The sequence below is a fragment of the Enterobacter sp. ECC-249 genome, assembly GCF_043965265.1.
GTDB lineage: Bacteria > Pseudomonadota > Gammaproteobacteria > Enterobacterales > Enterobacteriaceae > Enterobacter > Enterobacter quasiroggenkampii.
Genome location: NZ_CP143660.1, coordinates 3826370 through 3848031 on the forward strand (window position 1 = coordinate 3826370; position 21662 = coordinate 3848031).

At 50.7% G+C, this 21662-nt stretch carries 17 protein-coding genes and 1 tRNA gene; 2 read left to right on the top strand and 16 right to left on the bottom strand.

Translation table 11 applies throughout. The features are described from left to right. Window positions 1-29: 29 nt before the first annotated feature. Window positions 30-782, bottom strand: a complete 753-nt coding sequence (gene mlaA / locus V1587_RS18200; RefSeq protein WP_023336447.1) for a phospholipid-binding lipoprotein MlaA — start codon at window positions 780-782, stop codon at window positions 30-32. A 315-nt stretch (window positions 783-1097) separates the two neighbouring features. On the opposite strand from mlaA, the gene V1587_RS18205 reads away from it, so the two are divergent. Both V1587_RS18205 and V1587_RS18210 read left to right on the top strand, forming a co-directional pair. Next, window positions 1098-2027 carry a formate/nitrite transporter family protein gene (locus V1587_RS18205; RefSeq protein ID WP_395314439.1) on the top strand — a complete coding sequence of 310 codons (930 nt, stop codon included), beginning with the start codon at window positions 1098-1100 and terminating at the stop codon, window positions 2025-2027. 75 nt (window positions 2028-2102) lie between these two features. Beyond that, window positions 2103-2174, top strand: a tRNA-Arg gene (locus V1587_RS18210). 50 nt (window positions 2175-2224) lie between these two features. Here V1587_RS18210 and V1587_RS18215 read toward each other — a convergent pair. The 15 genes from V1587_RS18215 to V1587_RS18285 form a co-directional block, all read right to left on the bottom strand. Beyond that, window positions 2225-3556, bottom strand: coding sequence for a VasL domain-containing protein (locus V1587_RS18215; protein WP_371897357.1), 1332 nt, complete (start codon window positions 3554-3556; stop codon window positions 2225-2227). Window positions 3557-3660: 104 nt separating this feature from the next. Then, complete coding sequence (locus V1587_RS18220) at window positions 3661-4131, bottom strand: hypothetical protein (protein ID WP_371897358.1); 471 nt, start codon at window positions 4129-4131, stop codon at window positions 3661-3663. A gap of 14 nt (window positions 4132-4145) precedes the next feature. Further along, window positions 4146-4598: a type VI secretion system baseplate subunit TssE gene (gene tssE / locus V1587_RS18225; RefSeq protein ID WP_371897359.1), complete on the bottom strand. Its 453-nt coding sequence runs from the start codon at window positions 4596-4598 to the stop codon at window positions 4146-4148. Then, on the bottom strand, window positions 4591-5127 hold the full coding sequence (tssJ, locus tag V1587_RS18230; RefSeq protein WP_371897360.1) for a type VI secretion system lipoprotein TssJ: 537 nt from the start codon (window positions 5125-5127) through the stop codon (window positions 4591-4593). Before tssJ ends, tssE begins: the two co-directional genes overlap by 8 nt. Next, window positions 5108-6211, bottom strand: a complete 1104-nt coding sequence (tssG, locus tag V1587_RS18235; RefSeq protein WP_371897361.1) for a type VI secretion system baseplate subunit TssG — start codon at window positions 6209-6211, stop codon at window positions 5108-5110. Before tssG ends, tssJ begins: the two co-directional genes overlap by 20 nt. Then, complete coding sequence (gene tssF / locus V1587_RS18240; RefSeq protein WP_371897362.1) at window positions 6166-7929, bottom strand: type VI secretion system baseplate subunit TssF; 1764 nt, start codon at window positions 7927-7929, stop codon at window positions 6166-6168. The genes tssG and tssF overlap by 46 nt, the downstream gene beginning before the upstream one ends. A 23-nt stretch (window positions 7930-7952) precedes the next feature. Beyond that, the gene (locus tag V1587_RS18245; RefSeq protein WP_371897363.1) at window positions 7953-8687 is read right to left on the bottom strand and encodes a hypothetical protein; all 735 of its coding nucleotides are present in this window, start codon (window positions 8685-8687) and stop codon (window positions 7953-7955) included. Window positions 8688-8751: 64 nt separating this feature from the next. Then, window positions 8752-10347 carry a type VI secretion system protein TssA gene (gene tssA, locus V1587_RS18250; RefSeq protein WP_371897364.1) on the bottom strand — a complete coding sequence of 532 codons (1596 nt, stop codon included), beginning with the start codon at window positions 10345-10347 and terminating at the stop codon, window positions 8752-8754. Continuing rightward, window positions 10347-13793: an ImcF-related family protein gene (locus tag V1587_RS18255; RefSeq protein WP_371897474.1), complete on the bottom strand. Its 3447-nt coding sequence runs from the start codon at window positions 13791-13793 to the stop codon at window positions 10347-10349. The genes tssA and V1587_RS18255 overlap by 1 nt, the downstream gene beginning before the upstream one ends. 2 nt (window positions 13794-13795) lie before the next feature. Then, complete coding sequence (locus V1587_RS18260; protein ID WP_395314440.1) at window positions 13796-14902, bottom strand: hypothetical protein; 1107 nt, start codon at window positions 14900-14902, stop codon at window positions 13796-13798. 2 nt (window positions 14903-14904) lie between these two features. Next, window positions 14905-15171: a PAAR domain-containing protein gene (locus tag V1587_RS18265; protein ID WP_371897366.1), complete on the bottom strand. Its 267-nt coding sequence runs from the start codon at window positions 15169-15171 to the stop codon at window positions 14905-14907. A gap of 344 nt (window positions 15172-15515) precedes the next feature. After that, window positions 15516-16607: a T6SS immunity protein Tli4 family protein gene (locus V1587_RS18270; protein ID WP_371897367.1), complete on the bottom strand. Its 1092-nt coding sequence runs from the start codon at window positions 16605-16607 to the stop codon at window positions 15516-15518. Beyond that, a complete protein-coding gene (locus V1587_RS18275) occupies window positions 16604-18214 on the bottom strand; it encodes an esterase/lipase family protein (protein WP_371897368.1) in 1611 nt (536 codons plus the stop codon). The genes V1587_RS18270 and V1587_RS18275 overlap by 4 nt, the downstream gene beginning before the upstream one ends. Before the next feature lie 2 nt (window positions 18215-18216). Then, complete coding sequence (locus V1587_RS18280) at window positions 18217-20718, bottom strand: type VI secretion system Vgr family protein (protein WP_371897369.1); 2502 nt, start codon at window positions 20716-20718, stop codon at window positions 18217-18219. 291 nt (window positions 20719-21009) lie between these two features. Next, the gene (locus V1587_RS18285) at window positions 21010-21651 is read right to left on the bottom strand and encodes a hypothetical protein (protein WP_395314441.1); all 642 of its coding nucleotides are present in this window, start codon (window positions 21649-21651) and stop codon (window positions 21010-21012) included. Between the last annotated feature and the right edge of the window lie 11 nt (window positions 21652-21662).

Below are 21662 nucleotides of genomic sequence, written 5' to 3' on the forward strand. Positions count from 1 at the left end.
AAAAGGTGAGCATTGCTCACCTTTTTTATTTACTCCGAATCGATATCTTTTAGTTCGTTTTCGATCGCCTTCGCGTTTGGATTCTCTTCCGGCTTCAGCTTACCGCCGTTGGCAATAAAGTCATGATTCTGGAAATACGCTTCACGTACCATAATATACGGGTCAGAAGACTGGCGCAGCAGACCATCAGAGTCGAGGAGTTGCGCGCGGGTTTCAATCCCTTCCACCGTCCATTTACCCACCGACAGCGGCCAGGTCAGCCACGACAGAACCGGATACAGCGTATCGACCATATCACCGCCATCATCACGCACGGTGAAGCTGCCATAGAACGGCAGATGAACGTACGGGCCGTAGCCGACACCATAATGCCCCAGCGTACTACCAAAACGGTGCGGCTGTTCACGCTGCAGTTTCGGGTTCGCCATGCCTGCGACGTCAATAAAGCCGCCCATCCCCAGAATGGAGTTCAGGAAGAAGCGGGTAAAGTGGACCATCCCCTGATACGGGTCGCCCTGCAGGAAGTAGTTCACCATTACCGCAGGCTCTTCAAGGTTGCTGGTAAAGTTACTTAACCCGTTACGCGCGGGCTGTGGAACATAATCGCGCCATGCCACTGCCACCGGGCGAACCACATACGGATCCAGCACGTTGTAGTTGAAGCTATACATGGAGCGGTTAAATCCTTCGAGAGGATCGGAGCGTCCCGTTTGCTCCCCGGAGCTGGCGCAGCCCACAAGCATCGTCGCGCCAAGCGCAAGCGCCGACAGCCGAAGTTTCATAAATATCTCCCTGTTCAGTATGGCTATCATTGATTGCCATCCGTAACGGAGCCGTTGACGCTCCGTCTGTAAACGTGCAAGCGATTGTAACAGCACGTTTACCGATGTCTATGAGCACAATTACGGGCAGTAACCACCGTGACTCTGATCTCAGCATAGCCTGGCTTTTGGAATTCGTTTCGCTGGCAATTTTATAATGTCTTTGAAAGAGATGTATCACCTTTGTTGTCATTGCCGCCAATTTAAGAGCATCCCCACAGGCATCCTGACAAAAGCCGCTACGCTTAACAGAAAGATCAACCTCCGGGAGCAGATATGAAAGAAGTGGGCGAAGAAAAAATTGGCGAGAGCAATGAGGAAATTGAAATTGAAAGCGAGGAAAAAGCGCGCGGCGAGAAAATAGAAATTGATGAAGATCGCCTTCCCTCCCGCGCGATGGCTATCCACGAGCATATCCGCCAGGACGGTGAAAAAGAGATGGAGCGCGACGCGATGGCCCTTTTCTGGTCAGCTATCGCAGCAGGGCTCTCAATGGGCGCATCCCTGCTCGCCAAAGGGATATTTCATGTTCAGCTGGAAGGTGTGCCCGGGGGATTTTTACTCGAGAACCTCGGCTATACCTTCGGCTTTGTGATTGTCATCATGGCCCGCCAGCAGCTGTTTACCGAGAACACGGTAACTGCCGTTCTGCCGGTAATGCAAAACCCTACTCTCGGCAATTTCGGCTTATTGATGCGTCTCTGGAGCGTCGTCCTGCTGGGTAATATCATCGGCACGGGCATCGCGGCCTGGGCGTTTGAATACATGCCGATCTTTGATGAACCCACCCGGGACGCGTTTGTAAAAATCGGCATGGATGTGATGAAAAACACCCCGTTCGAAATGTTCTCGAATGCCATCATCTCCGGCTGGATCATCGCCACGATGGTCTGGATGTTTCCTTCAGCAGGGAGCGCCAAAATTGTGGTGATTATATTGATGACCTGGTTGATTGCGCTGGCTGATACCACGCATATTGTGGTCGGTACCGTTGAAATACTGTATCTGGTCTTTAACGGTACACTCCACTGGAGCGATTTTTTCTGGCCGTTCGCCCTACCGACGCTGGCAGGAAACATCTGCGGCGGAACGTTTATCTTCGCGCTGTTGAGCCATGCCCAAATCCGTAACGACATGTCGAACAAACGCAAAGCTGAGCTTAAGGCACGGGAAAATAATAATAAATCGACAAAAAAATCGTCCTGAATGGTGACTCTTTGAGCAGTCAGGCGGCGATGCGCTTAACGCATAGTGTAAATAAGGCTATACTCGTGCCGCCTCGTCCCCTTAGTTAAATGGATATAACGAGCCCCTCCTAAGGGCTAGTTGCAGGTTCGATTCCTGCAGGGGACACTTTGACCTCAACGCTTATTCAAGCACATTCACCTGTCCGCCGTCAGAATTCACTGCGCAGAAGAATCCTGTTTTATTTGAGCGTAACGCGTTGCCAGCTGCCTGAGACGCAACTCCAGCTGGGTCTTTTCGGCTTCAGGAAGCGTATCTCCTGCTGGATGCTGTGACAGGCGTCTGAGTTGCTCTTCAGCCGGTATTGTTTGGTTAAATGACTGTATGGTCGAAAAAACCACCGACTTAAGCTCACTCACCGTAATATATTTTCCTTTTTGCTCATCCAGACTGCTCAGCCGGTGGCTCAGTTGCTGGAGCTTCATCATCCCCTGATACCAGCTGTTCATGGCCTCAACCGGCAACGCTGCCGCGTTAAATTTTTGCTGCCACTGCAAGGCCAGCGGCTTCGCTTCCTCCGGCCGCAATGTCTGGAGTTGCGCTAACAACTGAAGGCTGTAGGAAATATTCCAGTCAGGTGGCAGCTTATCCAGTCGGGCAAGCTGCTGCTGCGTTTCTGCGATAAACGTGGACGGTAAAGTCCCTCGCTGTGCTAACGCGTCTTGCTGAACAGGTGTAAGCGCTTCCGGTAACGGCGCCAGCGAGGCAACAGCCTTCGTCGTTAAGGGATCGGGTCTGGACAGAAAGCTCCCTCCCCACGCCACAGCGACGCAGACCACCAGCATAGAACACATCCCGGCGACAAAGGGCTTCCATGGTCTGACAGACCCGTGCGCTGTCGCACAATGCTTTGCATTCGGCTGATTTTCCGGCTGCACAACATAAACCCATTTTACTTTATCATTCGGTTCTGCCCTCTCCTGAGGTAATTCGCAACCGGGCATCATGAGTGCATTCAGATCTGATGCATCATTACTGCTTTCAAGCCGTTCAGCATTTGAACGTATCAACGTTCGTAACGTATCGAACTGGCTAAGATGTTTGAGCTCAAGGCGCTGGAGCACCGCACTCAGGCGGGTAAGCAACACTTCAGCGCTATAAAGCTCACTAAGATGGCTGTTGTTGAGTGGAAGCATACGCATGCGCTGCTGCAGTCGCTGGCTCAGGCCGGTAAGGATTTCCAGACGAGCGTGTAGCGTCTTCGGCCAGAAAACGTCCCACTGGTGGCTAATCAAGGCCTCCAGAATCGCCAGCCCTTCGTTCAGACCAGCCAATCCAGACAGGTGAGTCCGGGCAAGGGTGTACCCGGCCGCAGTCTGCAACTCCACACCGTTTTGTTCAAACAGAGAGAGACAGAGTCTTTCGACATATTGCCAGTTCACATCCGGGCGAGCAGGATGCGTCAGCTTGCTGAGTTCATCGCGGAGGGCGGCGTAATCTGGCAGCGCACGCGGGTCGCCGCCGGTTTTTAGCGTTATATGTGTGGTCATCCTGGAGGGCCTGCATATCCGTATCGGTTAATTTCGTTAGTTGATGTGAGGGGCTATTGTGCGATTTAAAATGCAATGACTGATAAAAGGAATAAATGTCAGCGCTATGGCAGCAGCGCTAAAATCAGACCGAAGAAAATGCCTTCATCAAATAGTTGTCCTGATTGAGGCGACGTATCAGGGGGAGTAAAGATCCAGTCATTTACGCTCCCCACCCTCATGAAAAGGCGTCCTTGAGAAATCGCGCTGCACCCGGTAAAAAAAGTCACCTCAGCACAGCCTGCGACTCCCTGTCCATAAAGAAAGATCGGCATAAAGTTAACCGCCCGGCTGCCATAACGCAGAACGATCCCGGAAATATCAAAAGCCCCACTCTCCACCAGCAGATCCGGAACGGATACGCTCAGTGGCTCCACTTTCAGTCCCGTATCCGTCAGCCACGCGTCCATTTCATCCTGAAGCTGAGCCATTCGCTGGCGAAACTCTGCAATATCAGCCTGACTCTTGCTGATTGCAGTAACAGGTGCAGGTTGTCGCGCCTGCAACTTCTTCAGGAACAGTGATTTTACGGACATGATGTTATCGGGCCTTATATACGGAGAGTGGTGTCGAGATACTGCTGTTGCCTGAGATGCCTTAAGAGAACCCGTCCTTCGGGCATAAATTCAGTCCCGTAGCGCACCAGGCCAATCCCTTTAAGTTCAGCGTCAATGGCATAGCGCAGTTCGCCGGGGACGTTCTGTTCCAGCAGGAGAACGGTTATTTTTTTCAGGCGTGGTTCATATTTGAGCAGGACGGCAGACAATGTGCCCATGAGCTCATGGGCCGTTCCCGGCATGCCCTGCAGGATTTTGGTCATATCGGGCAACCCATAGTCAGGCAGATGAGCCAGCGTGCCGGCACGACAGTTGAGGATACGCTGCATGTTATCCAGTACCGAGAGGATGACCTGGTTTTCCTCACTGACCTGATGCAGATCGAGGCCGCCGGTGAAGTTGCCATAAAGTGTTTCATACAGTGAAGGACGGGATGACTCACTCATCTTTCAGCGCCTGCAGAGTCAGTCGATTGTTGCCCGCGTCAATAACCCGGGCCTTCTCCGGATCAAGCTCATCGCGGCTCAATACTACACGCCAGGTGTTGTTCTCCAGGTCCGGTGACATAAACATCCCGGCCACTGCCACGTACTGCGCATCTTTTTCCATTGGCATATCAACCGTGACTGCACCACCCGGCTGCAGCCTTATATCTTTCTCCGCCACGAGGTCTGCTTTGACGGCCTGGCTATCGTCTTTAAACAATGACGGGTAGTCCGTGCTGTCAAAGGTTTTGCGGTCTTTAAGCTGATAAATACGCACTACCGTCGACAGAGCTACACCTCCAGCATTGCTGTTCACTGCTTCACGGGCACGAATATCGAGATGCAGGATCTTAACCTGCTTATAAAAAATCGATTTAGTCACGGCGACAGTGCCTTCCGTAACACTCTGAGTAAGTCCACAGCCAGCCAGCATCAGCGTAACGCCTACAGCCAGCGTAATCAGAGGAAATTTACCAGCGGTAATCGCCATCTTCATCAGTCTCCCTGCGGTGAATGTTTTCCTGTACGCGCTCGTAGCGGCCAAGATTGATGGTTATTTTTTTAGGATGTTTTGCGGTGTTCAGCGGATTCAACGGCCGCATAACAGCAGTGCGTCCCAGTTGCACCGCATCTGCTCTGGATCTTGTGCTCATCGTCGCATCAGGCAACAGACTGCGGTCCACACATAGCTGAAGACGGACATCAAGCCGCGAGCCAAGATATACATGCAATAACGCCATCAGATCCGTGTAAAGCTCCCCGCCGGGCAACCAACCCTGCACTTCCACAGGGTCTGTGGTGGTCAGACGCATTAGTACCTGGCTGTTCACATCGGTGGCATAACTGCCCATCACCGGGCGATGCGTCAGCGTGACAGGCTGGCTAACGCTCATTTTCAAAGGCTTCTTAAGCGGTACCCGACGCCTGTCGTGGTGCCAGATTTTCGCCTGCGTGTTGGGTGCCAGAAGACGCACCAGTGAAGCCATGCCTTCCGCAGTGCGTCCTGGCAACAACATCACCGGCAGCAGCGCCAGAAACCGTGAGGCGGGCGCCGCTATGCTGTCTGTGCAACCGTCAATCCCGAGCCCAGCCAACCCCAGCAGATACTGTGAAGTTTTGTCCTTTCCGCCTTCTTCAAACGTTGCCGGATACGAATATTTACGCCAGATACGGTAGTACTGAGCAATCAGCCGGTGGTTGAAGATGTCGAGGAAGTCCGCGTTAGCTTCGTATCCTTCCCGTCGCTGTGTGATGTCATCGATATAATGCGTCGGCAGCGGAGACTCCACGCCGTAGAGCCCCATAAAGGTGGTACGGATAGTGGGTGGAAGGTGCGGATGTTCCGGTAGCTCTGCCCCTTTGATTTCAGAGGCCGGGAATCCCATCCCCGAATGGGGTCGGAAGCGTACCGGCTCATGTCTCACCTGCCAGGTGCTGCCGGTGACCGGTTTATCCGGCTGGCTCTGCTCCAGCAACTGACAAAAACGATAGAAGTTCATGTACGGCAGCCGGTCGCCAAGCTGCGCTATCAGCCTGGCAGACGCGGGCTGTGATTCTCTTTCCACCGGATGCATTTTCCTTCTGGCTGAACAATGAGGGTGAGCTGGTTGAAGTGGTTCATATCGGCATACAACGCAAAGAATCGGTTGAGCATTTCACCGAACAGGTGAATATCACCCTCACCGGTAAAACCATTGCTGTCGAGGGTGACTTCGATATCCAGCCCCCGCAGCAGGTAGCCCTGTTCAAAGCGTTGCAGGCGGTGGTGCTCCACCTGCTGAATCGCCTCCAGACGCCGGGTGTTCATTTCATCTTCCTGCCAGTTATAAAGGGCAAGCGTGCCGCGCAGCACTTCGGCGGTACTCATCATATTCAGGAAACCGGATCCCAGGTGGCTCAGCACCCGCCAGTGGAAACGGTCTTCGGAAGGCGGATAGACTGGCAGTGTTGGTTTACAGAGGTTGCGTACTGAAAGTTGCGTACTGACCACCTGCTCACAGCGGTCAAGCAGCGTGCTCTGTAATGCCCGGCGAGGTAACTGACCGTTGGTGCCTGTGATTTGCAGCGAGACAGCTTCACGCTCAAACAGGCGATCATCTTCCCACTGGTGCCCACCAAGGATAAGCCAGGTGTCATACAGTCCGCTCACGCTGCGCTTCACGCGGGTGTGGTAGTAACGGGGTGGTGCATGACGGCGCATCATCCCGCCCTTGTGCCTGAAGCTGCTGAACGGTACATACTCCGCGTCATTAGTGCGGTTTGAGCCAGTGACCGAATCCACCGAATAAATCTCGGTATGTCCGTCCTGCAGACGTTTAGGACGCAGCAGGTACTCGCTTTCAAGCCCGGTAATGGTCAGCGGGTCAGCCTCCAGCGTAAACAGGTTAATCACCGGCACGCAGTGGAGGCGAACCGCATCATCGGTGACCGGCAGGTCAGATGGCCATGGCGTACTGAACACCACTTCAATATCAAAATACTCGGCCCCCGCTGGGGGCGAGATGCCCTCAAGGCCGTTAAGATGGACAAACATAAACTTGTTGCGGAAGGTGAAATACTCCAGCAGAAGCTGGTAGCCGCTGAACGCGGTATCGCCTTTCGGCCACAGGCAGTCTTCGTCACGAAAGCCGCCCGGTGAGAAATATCCGTCAAGCCGGATACGGTCAGTTTGACCAGGCAGGCGCATATAGAGTGCGGCCTGCCGTTTGGTCAGCATAAGGTGCAGCTGGCTGCTGACCGGTGCATCCGCCCCGAGATAGAGGCTCAGGTCACTGAGGTCCGCATGGGACCAGTCCGCCTGCGTGCTGCAGGCAAAGCGCATTCGCAGTAACGAGCGCCCGTCCGGCTCAGTGGTCATGGTCACCCGAGAGATATTCAGCGGGTTGAGCATCACATCGCGGGTTGTGCGGTAACGGCAGACCGTGTTTTTCGGCCCTACCGGGCGGGAGTAAACTTCCAGACCCGCGGGTATCACTTCTGCCATTTTAACAGCCTGAAGCGCAGGCGTGAACGCCACCACTGAGAGTGACGGAATGGTCCGCAGGTAATGGGGCCAGAGCATGCTGACCAGCCCTTCGGTCAGCTCCGGCAGGTCGTCGTCAATCTTTTCGCGAAGCCGCCCCATTGAGAAGGCAAACCCTTCAAAGAGGCGTTCAACATACGGATCGGGGGTACCGGCTTTATCAAGGTCGAGCATCGCTGCCCGATCAGGATGGGTTTGAGCAAATTCTTTCGCGGCTTCACGAAGGTAGCGCATTTCTGCATCGAAATAGCGCAAGGTCTGATCTTTCATATGCGTTCCAGCAAGAGTTAGCTCTAGTGTTGCTGCCCGATGATTAAGCGTAGAAACGTGAGGGAGACAGGGAAAAATACGATATCTGCACCCAATGCCACAGGTGTGAGCACAATGTTGGTAGCAAGACTCTTCGGATAAAAATCGGTTTCATTGTCAGTCGCGTAAAATTCAACGTTATACTTTCGCCTCAGTGACTCGGTATTGGTAAATGTATAATTGAGACTTTTCCTTGGAAGAATCATGCCCTCAATAATGACGTCTTTCCAGTATCCCCCTTTCCCACGCTGGAAGCCTGAGTGCTTAATGACACCTATATCGTATTCTGAAAGCTCACCTGCATTTTTATTAACCCATACACGTAGCGAATCCTCAAAGCGAACGACAGCATCCCCTTTTACAGGACGAGCCAACTGAAGCTTGAGCGTATTTTCCTCTTTACCTGCAATCAATGGGATTTCGTCTGTTAATTTGTTTAAAAACAGTACCTCATCAGCCCCTCTTGTCAGAATATAGACATTTTTTTCACCTAAAAATGCAATTCCTTTCGAAGGAATAATCAGAGGTATATTGGTCTTATCCTGAACAACAGAAGCGGAGATATTTTCATACCGAAAAATATCGGTGACATTATCCTGCATTTTCATAACATTTACCCGATGACTACCGGAGACTTTATTTCCACCCCACAAAATTGCAGTACACCCAGACATAAATAGCACCATGACAATGCATCCTGCAGATTTAGTTATTTTCATGAAAATTTATATTCCTAACATCATTAATATCACCGGCATCATTTCCGGAAGTCATTTTTTTGCATTACCCACATAGGACTGCAGCACGGGCAGGATCGATAGCAATTAACCCGGCAAGCAGGCTTTCCATTTCAGTGTTCAGGCGAGCTTTATCCGATTCTGTTCGACCCGCTTTAATTCTCAGCAGTTTCAGATGGCGGGCCTGTACCTCGAACAACAGCTCAGGCTCCCAGCTGCTGAGAGTCACGTCTCTGGCGCGATCACCCAGTTCAGCAAACAGATGCATCGCCAGCTCATTTTTACCGTACTGCTCAGCAATGCGGGCCATCAGCAGACGCAATAGCCACTTTTGACGATCGGTGGTGACACCCGGGCGCTGCTGTAGCCAGGCCAGCGCGACATCCGGGCCTTCACTGTCCGCCAGCGCCACGGCTTCTGGCTCCAGCGCCAGAATGTCATCATTGCTTGCAGACAGCTGTGCGGATGGGGTGTCATTGCCCCACCCGCCAGTTGTGTCCATAACACTTTGCTGGATCCAGTTCAGCGTTACTTCATCCGCAAATGGCGTTCCGTCACTGAACGCGAGCGTTTCCAGACCGGACAGACGGGTGAGCAACCCTTTCAGGTCAGCGGCAATAATGCCAGCCAGAATGTCCTGACCTGATTTCGTCAGGGCCTGGTGGATGTACCACTGCAAATCCAGCCACAGGTGATTAGCACCGCGAGAAAAAGTGCTATCTGCCGTTTCCAGCATCTCTACCCAGTTCTGCTGCAGATAGAGGCGTTTAAGCAACGCGCGCTGGTCTGCTCTTGGCGGTTCGATGCGGGTACGGCCCTGCGCATCCGGGGCCGGAATTGCCCGCAGGGTATCGTGACGCAGGCTCTTCATCAGATGGTGTGCTGACAGCCAGCCGTCCGGCTGTTCACGCAGATATTCGGCGAGCGCGCGGGCCTGTGCCAGCAAATCCTGACCGGAGGTGATACGTCCGATGACCGGGGCATCGTAGTGGCTGGCTGTCGCAGGAGTTTCGCAGGCACTGGCGTTCTGCGGAACAACCGCATCCACACCACCCGCTTTCTGCAAGCGGCTTTCAAGAGCACCATACAGCGTATTGAGTTCCGGTCGAATTTCATCCGGCTCATTTTCCGTCAGTTGCTCTATCAGTAGCAGTGCCCCGGTGGTACGTATCGCATCGATCCTGACCACTTCGGGGTACAGGGAAAGAGAGTCAGTCATTCGCGATCCCGCTAGCCATTCCATTGCCGCCTTACGGCTGCGATCACGCTGTGGATGCAGTTGTGTACCAAAGCGCTCCAGCAGGCCACACAGCAGTTCAAGTCCTTCAGCGAGCCCCCGCTCACCTTCGCGGTGCAGCTTTGCCCAGCAGTAGTAGGTGGCCACGCGGATATCTTTGGTGGTCGTGGTCAGAAGCTTCTCTGCAAGCTGGCAAATAAGTTCGGTATCCGCACCTGAGAGTTTGTTGACCTCTTCGCGCATCTGCTGAAAGTCATCGTCATAACCCGGATCGTCACCCTGAGGTGATGGACCGGACAGCGGCTGCAGCCAGCTATCCCAGAGCCTAACCCGCTCACGGGTGGCCGCAAGGAGTGGCTCCTGCTCAGTCTGGCAGGCGCTGAGTAAAGCATTGAGCGTGCTCATCAATATACGTCCTCTGTATCATTGCTTGCGCTTGCGGCCTGGTCTGATGCTGCCAAGCCTGTCGTGCTGAAGATGGTCTCTGGCAGGCGGAAATTACGCAGCTTCAGCAGCGCCAGCGGGCCCTCTCCCGCTTCGGTACGCAGAGTATAATTAAGTGTGCGACCGTCCTGAGCCATCCAGCTCAGGCTGTAGCTGCTACCCACGCCCGGATAAGCACTGACGGCAGCTTTGTCGAGCATTCGGATCCATCCCCAGGCGCCTGGAATATCCGCATACTGACGGGTGCCTGCCTGGGTGCTTATCCAGCTCAGGTTCGCACCAGGGGCCTCAGTATCCGCAGGCCAGGCGAAGCGCTTCCAGACTGGCATCTGGTTAACGTATATCAGTTTCTGGTTGTCGATAATCATGGTGGTTTGCATCACGCCATCGGCAGTACCCGGACGCAGTTCGAAGTTCATCCCGGCATTGCCTTCGGTGAAGGCGACATCCGAGATATGGCTCAGAGTGTTGATGGCATTGAGAAACTCTGGGTTAAAGGCCAGCCCCTGCGAGTTGATGCTGTCCGGCATCCAGTGGTTCCCTTCTTTGTGCAGTACGCCTTTGAGGCGGGTCTGCAGGAACTGAGCGATACGCCCGGAATCCGCGTTGAGATATTTGGCCAGCAGCGGCAAGGAGACATCACTACTGGAATTGTTAAATGGATAACGTCCACCGAAGGCACTGTTCCACTCAGCCACTACCGCCTGTTTCCACTGGGCATTGAGGCTTTCGGCCGCCGGAGCCAGCACCTGCTGCCAGGCCTGTTCCATCGGAATCACAAAGACCGAACGACCAAAACCGCTCCACTCCTGCCCCAGACCAGCCGCAATCAGACTGCCGTAGTCACGGGTTTCAGTGAGGTCCACGGCTTTACCCTGAAATACGGTCTGGGCAATGGTCTGAGTCATTGCCTGAGGGTCGGCAGCATTAGTCACCTGTTGAAGACGCAGACGCACCTGCGTCACCCGCGTCAGGTATGACTGCAGGCTCAGCACCTGCGCACCGGTGTTGCTTTTATCCATAAGCGCCAGTACCGGACCAAAGGTTCCATCCAGCGGACCTTGAACGCCGGCACTCTGGTCAATGGCATCTTTGTTGTCACCACCGAGCAGATTCTTTGCTGATTTTACCAGGGAATCCGAAATGGCTTCGCCAGTTTGTCCGGTACGCCCCTGCACATTCAGGGTATTCATCAGCGCCACCAGTGGTGACTGGCGCACATCGGCCATCAGGGTCAGCTGGTCAATGGAATCCGACAGCGTCGCGGCCTGATTCCAGCGCAGGCTGTTAAGGAATTCCAGCCAGGCCCCGCCAAAATCTGCGAAATAGCGTTCCGTCAGGCGCTTTTTCAACGCTTCCGGCGAGGTCTCGTCCTGTTTATTCACCTGACGCTTGCTGTCCGTGAGCACCCAGTCGAGCTCGTCCCGGCGCGCCTTTACCACCTTTTCGATGGCAGGCTGGACGGCCTGCTCCCAGGCCTGGCGGGTAAACATACCTGGCACGATCTCGGTGGTGCTGAACAGGCGGGCAACATCAGTATCACCGGTCATGTCCTCGAGACGCATATCGACATACAGATGTGCCACCTGTGAAAGCATTTTCTGGTACAGGGTCGATTCGCTATTACGCACGCCCATCAGGCGAACCAGCAGGGAACGCGCCTGGCTGACCATGTTTTCATCAGCTCGCAGTTTCCACTCAGGATGTGTGACCAACTGTGCGCCATAAAATGACAGCAGCGAAGGGGACAGACCCTGCCAGATACCGTCCTTCACACCGTCACGCCTCGGCCAGTCCCACAACAGCGCAGAGCTGAACCAGGCGGAATCCATATGTTCCGGACGCGCCAGCATCAGGTAAAGCTTAAGCTGGTCATAGGTGTTTTTTGCCATCTTTTCGCGCAGCGGGCTGCCGGGCGGCAGTGCATTAAAAGCATTAACCTGCTTCTGCAAATGCTCTGCGGCTGCATCCCGCAACAGCGGCAACGCGCTGTCCTGATAGCGTGGCCAGAGTGCCGCCAGCAGCGCATTGTTCTGGCTCAGCCCGGCCCGTTCGTACCACGGCACGCCATGCTCTGAACGGTATTGCAGACGGGCCAGGGTTTTCTGTAGTTCAGACAGTGCATGCAGACGCTGCTCCAGGGGCTGATTCTTTCTGGCGGCAAGTGTGGCCTGGGCATTCGCACCAGCAATCTGGCTGCAGTTGATGACATATGCGATGCTCATCCACATAGCCCAGCTCACCATCGTGAGCACAGCAGCAGATGCCATTACCTTGCGCCATGGAATACCAGGCTTGCGAGGACGCAGCCCGGCAGGAAGCGTCCGGACTGATTCAGGCAGAACATCCCAGCGCTTATCCATGCCCCAGTGGTGCGGCACGGCACGTTCTGCACCGGCTGAAGGCTGACTGAACACCACACCGGCCAGCGGCAGCGGGCGATACGGATTGAGCATCACCGACAGCGGTGCGGTCACGCTTTCCGGCTCACGAATGAGCTGGTCGGCAAGGGACAGTAGGAAGTTGTGTTCCACATAATTACAGGTCTGCTGCAGTCCTTGCGAAATCAACTCCGGCGTCAGGGCAGCAAGCTGTTCTGTTAACCCCTCAGTACGGCATCCGGCGGGCAGCATGCAGCCTGTCGCCTGCACAATGCGACCTTCCGGTTTACCGGCGCGCGGATGTAGGGACCAGACGTACAGGGGGAGTTTCCAGCCAAGCGCATCCATGCGGTTACTGATGGCATGAGACAGGGAATCCATGATGCTTTCAGAGGGAACCGGTAGCGGTTGCTCCAGCCCCGGCGCTGAAAGCCTATCAAAGGCTGAGGTGACCCATACCAGACCATCCACCGGACGACGGCGCAGTTTGCGCAGCGCGGTCAGCCAGGCACTGTCCGCTGGCGTATTAAGGTCACCGCCCCAAAGCAACAGTGTGCCGCGGTCTTCCTGCCAGAGCTGGGTGGTGAGGCGAGGGGTCAGCAGCTCCACCTCTGGGGCGGTGCCGGTTATCACCAGTATCCGAATTCTACGAAACCACAAAAAACCGTAAGTGGATCTAAGCTGCTGTCGCAAATCCCTGAGTGACAAAACGCTGGAGGAGACAGCTTCTTTCTTGATAGAATAATTATCGTTACGATAATTAATATTCTCAGGACTATAAATAAGCTGAGCCTTTCTCTGCTTTCTCTGCAACCAGAATGGTGAAGCAATGGCACACAGCAATAACGCTGAAAATACGCATCCCCAAATAAACCATGCTTTGCGTACTGTGATTCCATTAGCAATAACGCGATCCTGATTCAGAAATAACAATAATGCACATATCCCTGCAAGGCCAATAATCAATATGACATACCCAGTGATGCTGTAATGTACTTCAACTTCAGGCGTGGGTTTTCCTTCCATCATTAAAATAGCTCCCGGGTGATCAGACACAGTGAATATACACCTTCCTTTTGCTGAAAAATAAGCAGTTGCATTTCACCTGTATGGACTGCTGCATCTACCATCAACGCGATATAGACGGGAAAAGACAATGGCCCGTTAGGACCGAATGTATGGTCGAGTGAATAACAGGGCTGTTTTGGTGGCAATTTCCACTGTTGCGCATCAGCATACTGGGCAATTTTTGTCCGGCTTTTACCATCTATGCCCGCCAGCCATACATGATACAAATCATTATAATCTACCGAGTTATATTCAAACAAAATGTCCAGTTCTTTCATTACATCATTCGAAGACAAGACCCTCCCTAGCCCGGCTAGTACCGTCAACTTACATTGTTCAACCAAGGAAGGAGGGGCAATAAGTTGCCCGGAAATGAACTCACTAAATTTATCCGCTTCCCCTTCTTGCCAATCTTGCAGACAAAGCAAAAGAACCATACCATTCTGTTGAGCGCCAGATTGTATTTCCTCAAGTGAGTCTACATATTCGGGATAAAGATCCCATTGATCATTGACAGCCAGACTTATCTGTTCCTCACGGCGTTGGTCTGTAATCAATACTTTCACTGAATACAGACTATTCCTGTAACCAGAACATTGTTTCTCTAGTTGTTCATCGACATACTTTAATCGGTTGGGTAAATCAAAAATTGCAGAAGCCAGCGGACGTGCTTTTTTTGGAAATGCAGGTATATCAGCATAGTTCCCCAGAATAACCCTTACCCCTTGCTCTTCGGGTGCCATCACAATATTACCCACAATGAGCCATTGTTTCATGCACCAACGTTTCCAGTGTGATTTTGTTCGTTCAGTTTCATTATTCCATAAAAGAGCATTGTTAATCGATTGTTCATAACGATGCCAAGCGCTCCCAAAAAGACATAACCACAGAAAAAATGCAGGTAGCGCACCATAAAGAAAGACATGCTCGTAACGGGTTTCTCTACCAATAAACAGATTTAAGGCTATCCCTGCCACCAGCATCATTAAAAACCCCCTCCCCCATTTTTTAAAATCAGGGCGAGGGAGAGATTGTTTTTTCTTAATATCAGGGACAGGCCATGACATAATTATGACTCAATACTGTTTTCAATGTGAGAACTGATAACCCGACAACCACATTCACAAAGACAGCCATCTACAACAATGGATATTCCTTCTTCGGTTGCCGTGGGTTCGCCTTCTATAATACGATTTGTGCCATGCCCTGGTATTGGACAGGATATGAGATCATCGACAAGTGCCACCTGAACCCCATTAATAAACATCGTAGAAGAAGCCGAAATGACTTTACCGCCATGAGTGGTGGCATCGCCAAGGCAAATTAATGCTGGCATACTATACCTCTGTCATTTACTTTAAATCTCAGCCATTCGATAGCAAAATGGCATCTCCGTTTACTGAATCAGATAGTCTCCTGTTTTTTCACTATCCTCAGTCAGTCAAATATACCCTACCAATAAACAGACTACAGAAATCACGAAAATCAGAAACACGGCAAATAGGAAGCAGAAACGAGCGGGTTTATAAGGCACCAAATAACAGATTAAACACAAAGATAAAAAGGAAATAAAATAAGCAACCCAACCAATTTTTCGTAACAACTCAGCCACACCCTCAAGCAATAAAAAACACCAGCCATACGCCCCCTATATAAAAAATCAACACAAACTACTATAAATCACTTTTGAAACGCTCCCGGGCGCAACCTCAGCGTACCAGTAATTTTCTCCCAGGCGCTTACCGCTTCATTTTCGGATAATTGGTTATTACCTGCCAGGCCTCGTTGTAAAAAACTGATGTACATCCAGGGAGAATTATCCTGAATGACATTCTCATTTGCATGAAAAACAAAACGCAGTCCTTTTTCATCATTATCCATACTTCCGAAAACCAGCCACTCCTCCGTATAAAGACTATTTATTTTCCGCTTTCCCTTTCGAATGGTTCGGCCTTCTATTGCTTTTATGTCTTTATTCACCTCAGCACTTCTGTCCAGCATAGTGTCATCTGTTTTATTAAAATTATCCGTCGAAAAGTCAAAATCAGCACGAGGATATTTATCTGATGTATATGTTACATCAATCTCTTCTTTATTCTTTACAGCACCGTCAGCAATAAATATTTCCGGGAGACAAAACCCTGCTTGCTGTGGTATTTCTGTATCTTTTTTACCTGATATCCTTTTCAGCAACTGAGTCAACTCAGCCAGTCTATTTGGAACAGAGTTCCTGTAAACATCTGGAGTTTGTTTTCGAAATTTATCATATCTTGGCGACAAACCGTTTTCAGCTTCCATAGCCACCTCTACAGCAATACCATTTGTGTAAAAATGGGCTTCGAGTATACGAGCAGCATCAGGCACTGAACCACTTTCGTTTCTTTCAAAAATAACCCCGACCATCCCTGCGGGTAACGGATAGACCTGTTTAAGATAAGGCATATCCTGCGGATCAACTGTTTTCTCCTGCATTAAGACCTCTTCCCTGAGCCGGATTTTCTGCTCAAATGCCGGGCGATAAATCCTTTTTGTTTTTATCGATGCATTATTGATAAAAGCCAGAACATTATCACTCGTGACCGAATATGATTTAGGTATATCAATCAGATAGCGGCCGACACAGCGGGTCGTCATCTCATCCAGAAACGCATTCACCATATCATTCTCCTGCGTTGTTAGGTTTATTTTTGGTGGATAACCACCGAATAAGTAGTAGCCAGATAAACCTGCGACCACCACAAATATCATCACGAAGTGTTTTTTTAGTTTCATGAATAAGCCAGCGTCGTTTGTTTCACATTCTGGATAATTTTCACCAAAGCCCGTAGCGTGAATTGCTGTGCCAGCGTGTTTTGATAAGCGGGTTCGTGCTGTACAGAAACAGGATAACGTGCCTGCAGATAATGTTCTGCAATTCTACCTGAACGCTCCGGCACAGTACCATCGCCCGCTTCTTTGGGGGGGAGCAGTTTCCAGGTCTGATATATTCCCTGAGCCCATCCTTTACCGTCCAGTGGGGTTGAGGCACTACGACTGGTTGAGTTTTCGGTTTTATCCAGCGCCCGTCCCTCCTCCGGTCTCCTGCTGCGCCCATGGTTCATCCACTGTTCTATCACGGGTGTTTTTGACTGCCAGACGATCTCACCATACGAGAGAAATGATGACTCAGCACTGTAAAAGGCATAGGTATTTGAATGGTATTTTCCTGAAAGCCCTTCGATGAATGGCCTTATATCCCCTTGAATAATTTTCGTATAACTGAACCATTCCTTATCATAACCCATATTCGCTGATTTATTTCCCGGAATGATAAATTGCTCTTCACATAACCCCCACCATTTATCCCTCTGCAGGTAAATTTCGCCATAAGGCTCTTCCTTGGGATAGAAATGCACATCATTCCCATCAATTATCTTCAGCCATCGCATACCGTAATCCAGCCCTGGTAGAAGCTGCATCGGACCGGGGGCCTGTGATAGCACGGCAGTCATGGCTTCCGCATCTCCTCCCAGAACCTGCGAAGTTGCCCATCCCTCAAGGCTTCCTTCCGGGTATTCCGTCCCTGCTTTCATCCTGCGGTAGGTGGCTGCGGCTCCCAGCGCGGGCATCACTCCGTGTATTACGCCCAGCACTTTCGTTTCACCTCCCAAGTTCTGAGTGTAATGGCGGGCAACAAGTCCTCCCATTGAATGCGTAATCAGAATCACTTTTTCACATTTTCGCCCTTTCCCTTGGTAAAACTGAATTATCTCTTTGTCTATTTCGGTTGCCAGAGCTTTGGCTGAATCCGCATTCGACTGAAGCCAGTTATATCCCACCGCAAAGACTGGATAAACATATCGGTAAGTTAAATCAATCTCTTCCTGTTGCAGAGAAATATCTCCCGCATCCATAGCTTGTATGCTGGTCAGAAGTTTACTGCGTTCTCCCTTTGCTGAGGCCTCGAAATCATTCAGTTCATCCTGCAACCAGGAAAGAAAAGGGGCATAGCTGGTGTATGCCACGCTCCCCCAGCCCCGCTCCCGGCGGGTTTTCAGCAGAAAGGTTTCCTCTTTTTCATCAACCTTACCGCTATCATCTACTTTGGTTACTAACGGATCGAGTTTCTTTTTTCGAGTATTAGCATTTACGCCAAACCATGTGCTAGCAATGCCAGCCATGCTGTCAAGGTTCCAGATTTTCTTGCCATTTTTGCGATTGCTTTTAAGGTTACTCCCCATTACTCCAGGAATAAAAATAACCGGTATTATCCGTTCCGGATACACAACACACTGCTGAACAAGATCACTCCCTTTCGGCTGGCTATGCAGATCATAATGCGCATTTCCGGCCTTATCATATGTTGGGTAAATTTTTATTAAATTGTCAGCATTCATCATGATTAACTCTCCTTATTCACGGTGAGACGAACATTACTGACTGCATTGAAATTCTGTTTAGATGTATTGCCAGCAGAGGTTGTATTTTCAGCAGTTGTCCCCATGTCGCTTTTCAATACCGCTTGGCGATTAGCTACTACCGCCCCTGTTCCGCTCCATACCAGAGCTGGCTGCAACTCATAATTACCTTGTTGATATTGATTCAACATTTGGTTGGTGCTTTGCCCCGTAAATTTTTGCCACACGGCCGCTCGTTCAATAATCTTATCTGGTGCCCCGCTTTCGACTACCCCATCGCCAATCCTGATATAGGCTCCACCGCTACCACTCAGAATTATTTCCTGTTTCGCACTAATGACAATTTTTCCTTCGCTGCTACTGATACGGATATCTTTTAGCGCATCCAGCGTCATTTCATCACTCTGTGCCTGAATTTCCACTTTTCCTTTACCGGCAAACAATTTGATCCCCAATTTTTGGGCATACAGACTAATTCTTTCACCCGCAGCTACTGTCAGTTTCTTCAGGACACTCAAATCGGTATTACCACCACTGGTCGCAGTGATATTTTCTCCTGCAGATAATTGCAAGGTTTTCGGCGTCACCTGTGCAATACCTTCCGGGGCAGATAGTAGTAAAGCTGATTTTTTGAGTTCCCTCAGCGCTTCATTTAACAAGGCTTTCTGCGTTTGTAAATCTGCAAGTTCTGCCCTAGCCGTCTCAGCTGCGCTGTTTAACGACTCAGCCAGACTCTGAGCCCGTTCCAACTGGCTCAGCGCTGCGGTCATATCCAGCATCATTCCATTCGCTGAAGACTGCGTATCCGCCGTGATAAACACCCCGGCCCCTCCCCGGACGGAAACATGCCGGTCGGTACGCAGTTCCGCACCTTCGCCGCGCAGTTCGCGGGAAGCATCCACGTTGTGACCTAAATTGAGCTGGGTCTTTCCACCATACTCTGTACTGAGCTTGACATGCTCTTCGCCGCGCTTGTCCTCCATCCGCAGCTTGTTCAGGCCAGCTGTGCGGATAACATTGCGCGTGCTGTTGGCCTCAGTGACGTGGTCGACGTGGCGGGAGTCGTGAAGGGCATGAGCTATATACGGCCTGTCCGGGTCACCTTCGTGGAACGCAATGGCGACTTCCGTACCCTGTATCAGCGGGAAGTGGAATCCGTATTTGTCCCCACCATAAGGCTTAGCAAAACGCACTGGCATGCTTTCCATGCCCTGCTTTCTATCATCACGGTCGGCATCAAACTTCACCCGGTACATGCCGGATGCATCCTGCCAGGCGTAGATGTCGTTATCTTTGGCACTGGTCACGCGGGCCATCAGGGTGCCGCTGACCACCGGGCGCTTTTTCGCGGCTGGACGCCAGCATCGGTTCTCGTAGTAAGGCATCGCTACCCATGTCACTTTCAAGGCATTCTTACGGCTGCCGTAGTAGCCAGTGCGGATAATAACAACACCATTCTCCGTTTCACGGGGTAGTGTCGGCAAGATAGCGGTTTCGGTAATGGTAAGAACCTGCGCCGGGCCCAGGGTATGGTCCGTACTGCTGCCGGTCACTGTAGTCTGGGCGGACAAAAAACGTTCATGCTCCAGACGAGCCCAGAAGTTACCGGTTTCGGTTGCAGGGGTAATTTTGTCACCCCGCTCGAGGTGACGCGGACGATAGTGATACACATCACCATAAGTGATACCGTCACCTTCGCCCTGAGTCATGTCTGCCGGGACGGACGTCAGAATATTCTGCGCTTCGCGATGGTTATAGTCGCTGGCGGTGACCGAACGTTCAACCACGTTGTGCCAGACGTGGATATCCCACACCGAGTCAACGGCATTGTCATTGGTGCCCGAAGGGCTATTAAGTGGCAGTTTTTTACCGAATGTCCAGGCGCTCTGCTTATCCGCAAAGTGCACCACTTCAGTCTGGGTATCCGGTTGCAGGGTGAAGAAGTAAAAAATCCCCACCTCAGCCAGCAGACGTTCGATAAACGCGAGGTCACTTTCCTGGTACTGATTTATCTGTTCCCGTTTTGGGTAGGTTTGTTTAAGCTTGAATTCATATTCCCACCCCTTCAAACCATGCTCGCCAAGAATTTGCTCTACCACTTCCGGTACTGATTTGTTGACGAAGAAACGGTGAGTACGAAACTGCTTATCCAGTAAGGATATAAAAGGTTCCAGAATAATTTCATACGTAACCTGATCGCGTGAACCGGCCAGGCGTCGGAAATTTGTCACCACACCATGAACAATTTTACCGACAACAGAATCTAATAGTTTCCCCACCCCCATGCTCAGCGTAGCGGTTTTACTTAACATCATTTCAGCCGTAAGATCCGGATGTGAACTGGTAAAACGAATGGTGTAATGATAGAGAGCACTCATTTGTTCTAAACCATCAAAACGTTCCACATCCAATGGATAAGGGCAGGAAGGAATATCCAGTTTATAGCGATTAAGGATACCCTCTGTCATTTTAAATATATTTTCCATTTCTATGATCCCTGTCCTGTGTTAGAATGATATTAAATAGAACCAACCTCAACAAATATGACGAATACTATCTATAATGGTCCCATTCATCATAAATGTATTTCAAGGCTAATTTATAAAGCCCATAACCTATGAGAAAGGCTACTATACCTGCCCCACCTAGAATAAAGCGGTAAGGATTGGCTGAAAAAAAGAAACAGTAGAAAGAGTAAATCATACTGATAGTTCCTAGCGTCATCCCGATACTGGCTACGATCCGTGAAACAATGATAAGTATAAAATCTTTTATATTCATAAACCTCCAAAGAAGTATTCGCAGACATTATTAAACTCTTCAGGATTTATCTTTACAATTTCACAAGCCGTCTCATAAGGCCTAACAATGTCCTCAACAAGATAATAAAAAAGATCAAAATCACCCATACTGTTTAATTTCTCATACATTTTAGGGTTTCTTTCACGCAAGTACCGCGATGTATAAATAGATCTTGATGCCTCAGCACCAACTCCCAACACACCACCAGCAACAGAACCAGAAAAAAAGGCACCAACTCCTTGAGATATAATCGCCCTTCCGAGGTTAACTCCCGTAAACTGCGAGAACATCATTTTACCTATAACACTTCCAGTTATATTTTTTGAAAAATGTGAAATTTTATGCATATCTACATGAGAAACAAAATCATTTATAAATGGTTTAATAACCTTATAAATAACCTCATCGTTAAAAGTTACTTTTTTAACCAGTGCTGCTAACCGAAATCTATCATCCTGATTCTCTCTGCGGTGTTCCGTATCTATAAAATCATAGCCAAGATAGGCAAGGCTGACGGGTAAGGAAATAACACCTTTCGCCACAGCACCGATAAACCCAGACCCATCGATATGAATGGCATCAAGCATATCTCTGGCAATCTCTTTTGCGCTGTCCATAATTGCAACCC

Coding starts and splice junctions, on each gene's coding strand:
- tssJ (WP_371897360.1), bottom strand. CDS start 5,127: ATGGCGATTACCGCTGGTAAATTTCCTCTGATTACGCTGGCTGTAGGC.
- tssG (WP_371897361.1), bottom strand. CDS start 6,211: ATGCATCCGGTGGAAAGAGAATCACAGCCCGCGTCTGCCAGGCTGATA.
- V1587_RS18215 (WP_371897357.1), bottom strand. CDS start 3,556: ATGACCACACATATAACGCTAAAAACCGGCGGCGACCCGCGTGCGCTG.
- V1587_RS18275 (WP_371897368.1), bottom strand. CDS start 18,214: ATGATGAATGCTGACAATTTAATAAAAATTTACCCAACATATGATAAG.
- mlaA (WP_023336447.1), bottom strand. CDS start 782: ATGAAACTTCGGCTGTCGGCGCTTGCGCTTGGCGCGACGATGCTTGTG.
- V1587_RS18255 (WP_371897474.1), bottom strand. CDS start 13,793: ATGGAAGGAAAACCCACGCCTGAAGTTGAAGTACATTACAGCATCACT.
- V1587_RS18270 (WP_371897367.1), bottom strand. CDS start 16,607: ATGAAACTAAAAAAACACTTCGTGATGATATTTGTGGTGGTCGCAGGT.
- V1587_RS18205 (WP_395314439.1), top strand. CDS start 1,098: ATGAAAGAAGTGGGCGAAGAAAAAATTGGCGAGAGCAATGAGGAAATT.
- V1587_RS18285 (WP_395314441.1), bottom strand. CDS start 21,651: ATGGACAGCGCAAAAGAGATTGCCAGAGATATGCTTGATGCCATTCAT.
- V1587_RS18220 (WP_371897358.1), bottom strand. CDS start 4,131: ATGTCCGTAAAATCACTGTTCCTGAAGAAGTTGCAGGCGCGACAACCT.
- V1587_RS18245 (WP_371897363.1), bottom strand. CDS start 8,687: ATGAAAATAACTAAATCTGCAGGATGCATTGTCATGGTGCTATTTATG.
- V1587_RS18260 (WP_395314440.1), bottom strand. CDS start 14,902: ATGTCATGGCCTGTCCCTGATATTAAGAAAAAACAATCTCTCCCTCGC.
- V1587_RS18265 (WP_371897366.1), bottom strand. CDS start 15,171: ATGCCAGCATTAATTTGCCTTGGCGATGCCACCACTCATGGCGGTAAA.
- V1587_RS18280 (WP_371897369.1), bottom strand. CDS start 20,718: ATGGAAAATATATTTAAAATGACAGAGGGTATCCTTAATCGCTATAAA.
- tssA (WP_371897364.1), bottom strand. CDS start 10,347: ATGAGCACGCTCAATGCTTTACTCAGCGCCTGCCAGACTGAGCAGGAG.
- tssF (WP_371897362.1), bottom strand. CDS start 7,929: ATGAAAGATCAGACCTTGCGCTATTTCGATGCAGAAATGCGCTACCTT.
- tssE (WP_371897359.1), bottom strand. CDS start 4,598: ATGAGTGAGTCATCCCGTCCTTCACTGTATGAAACACTTTATGGCAAC.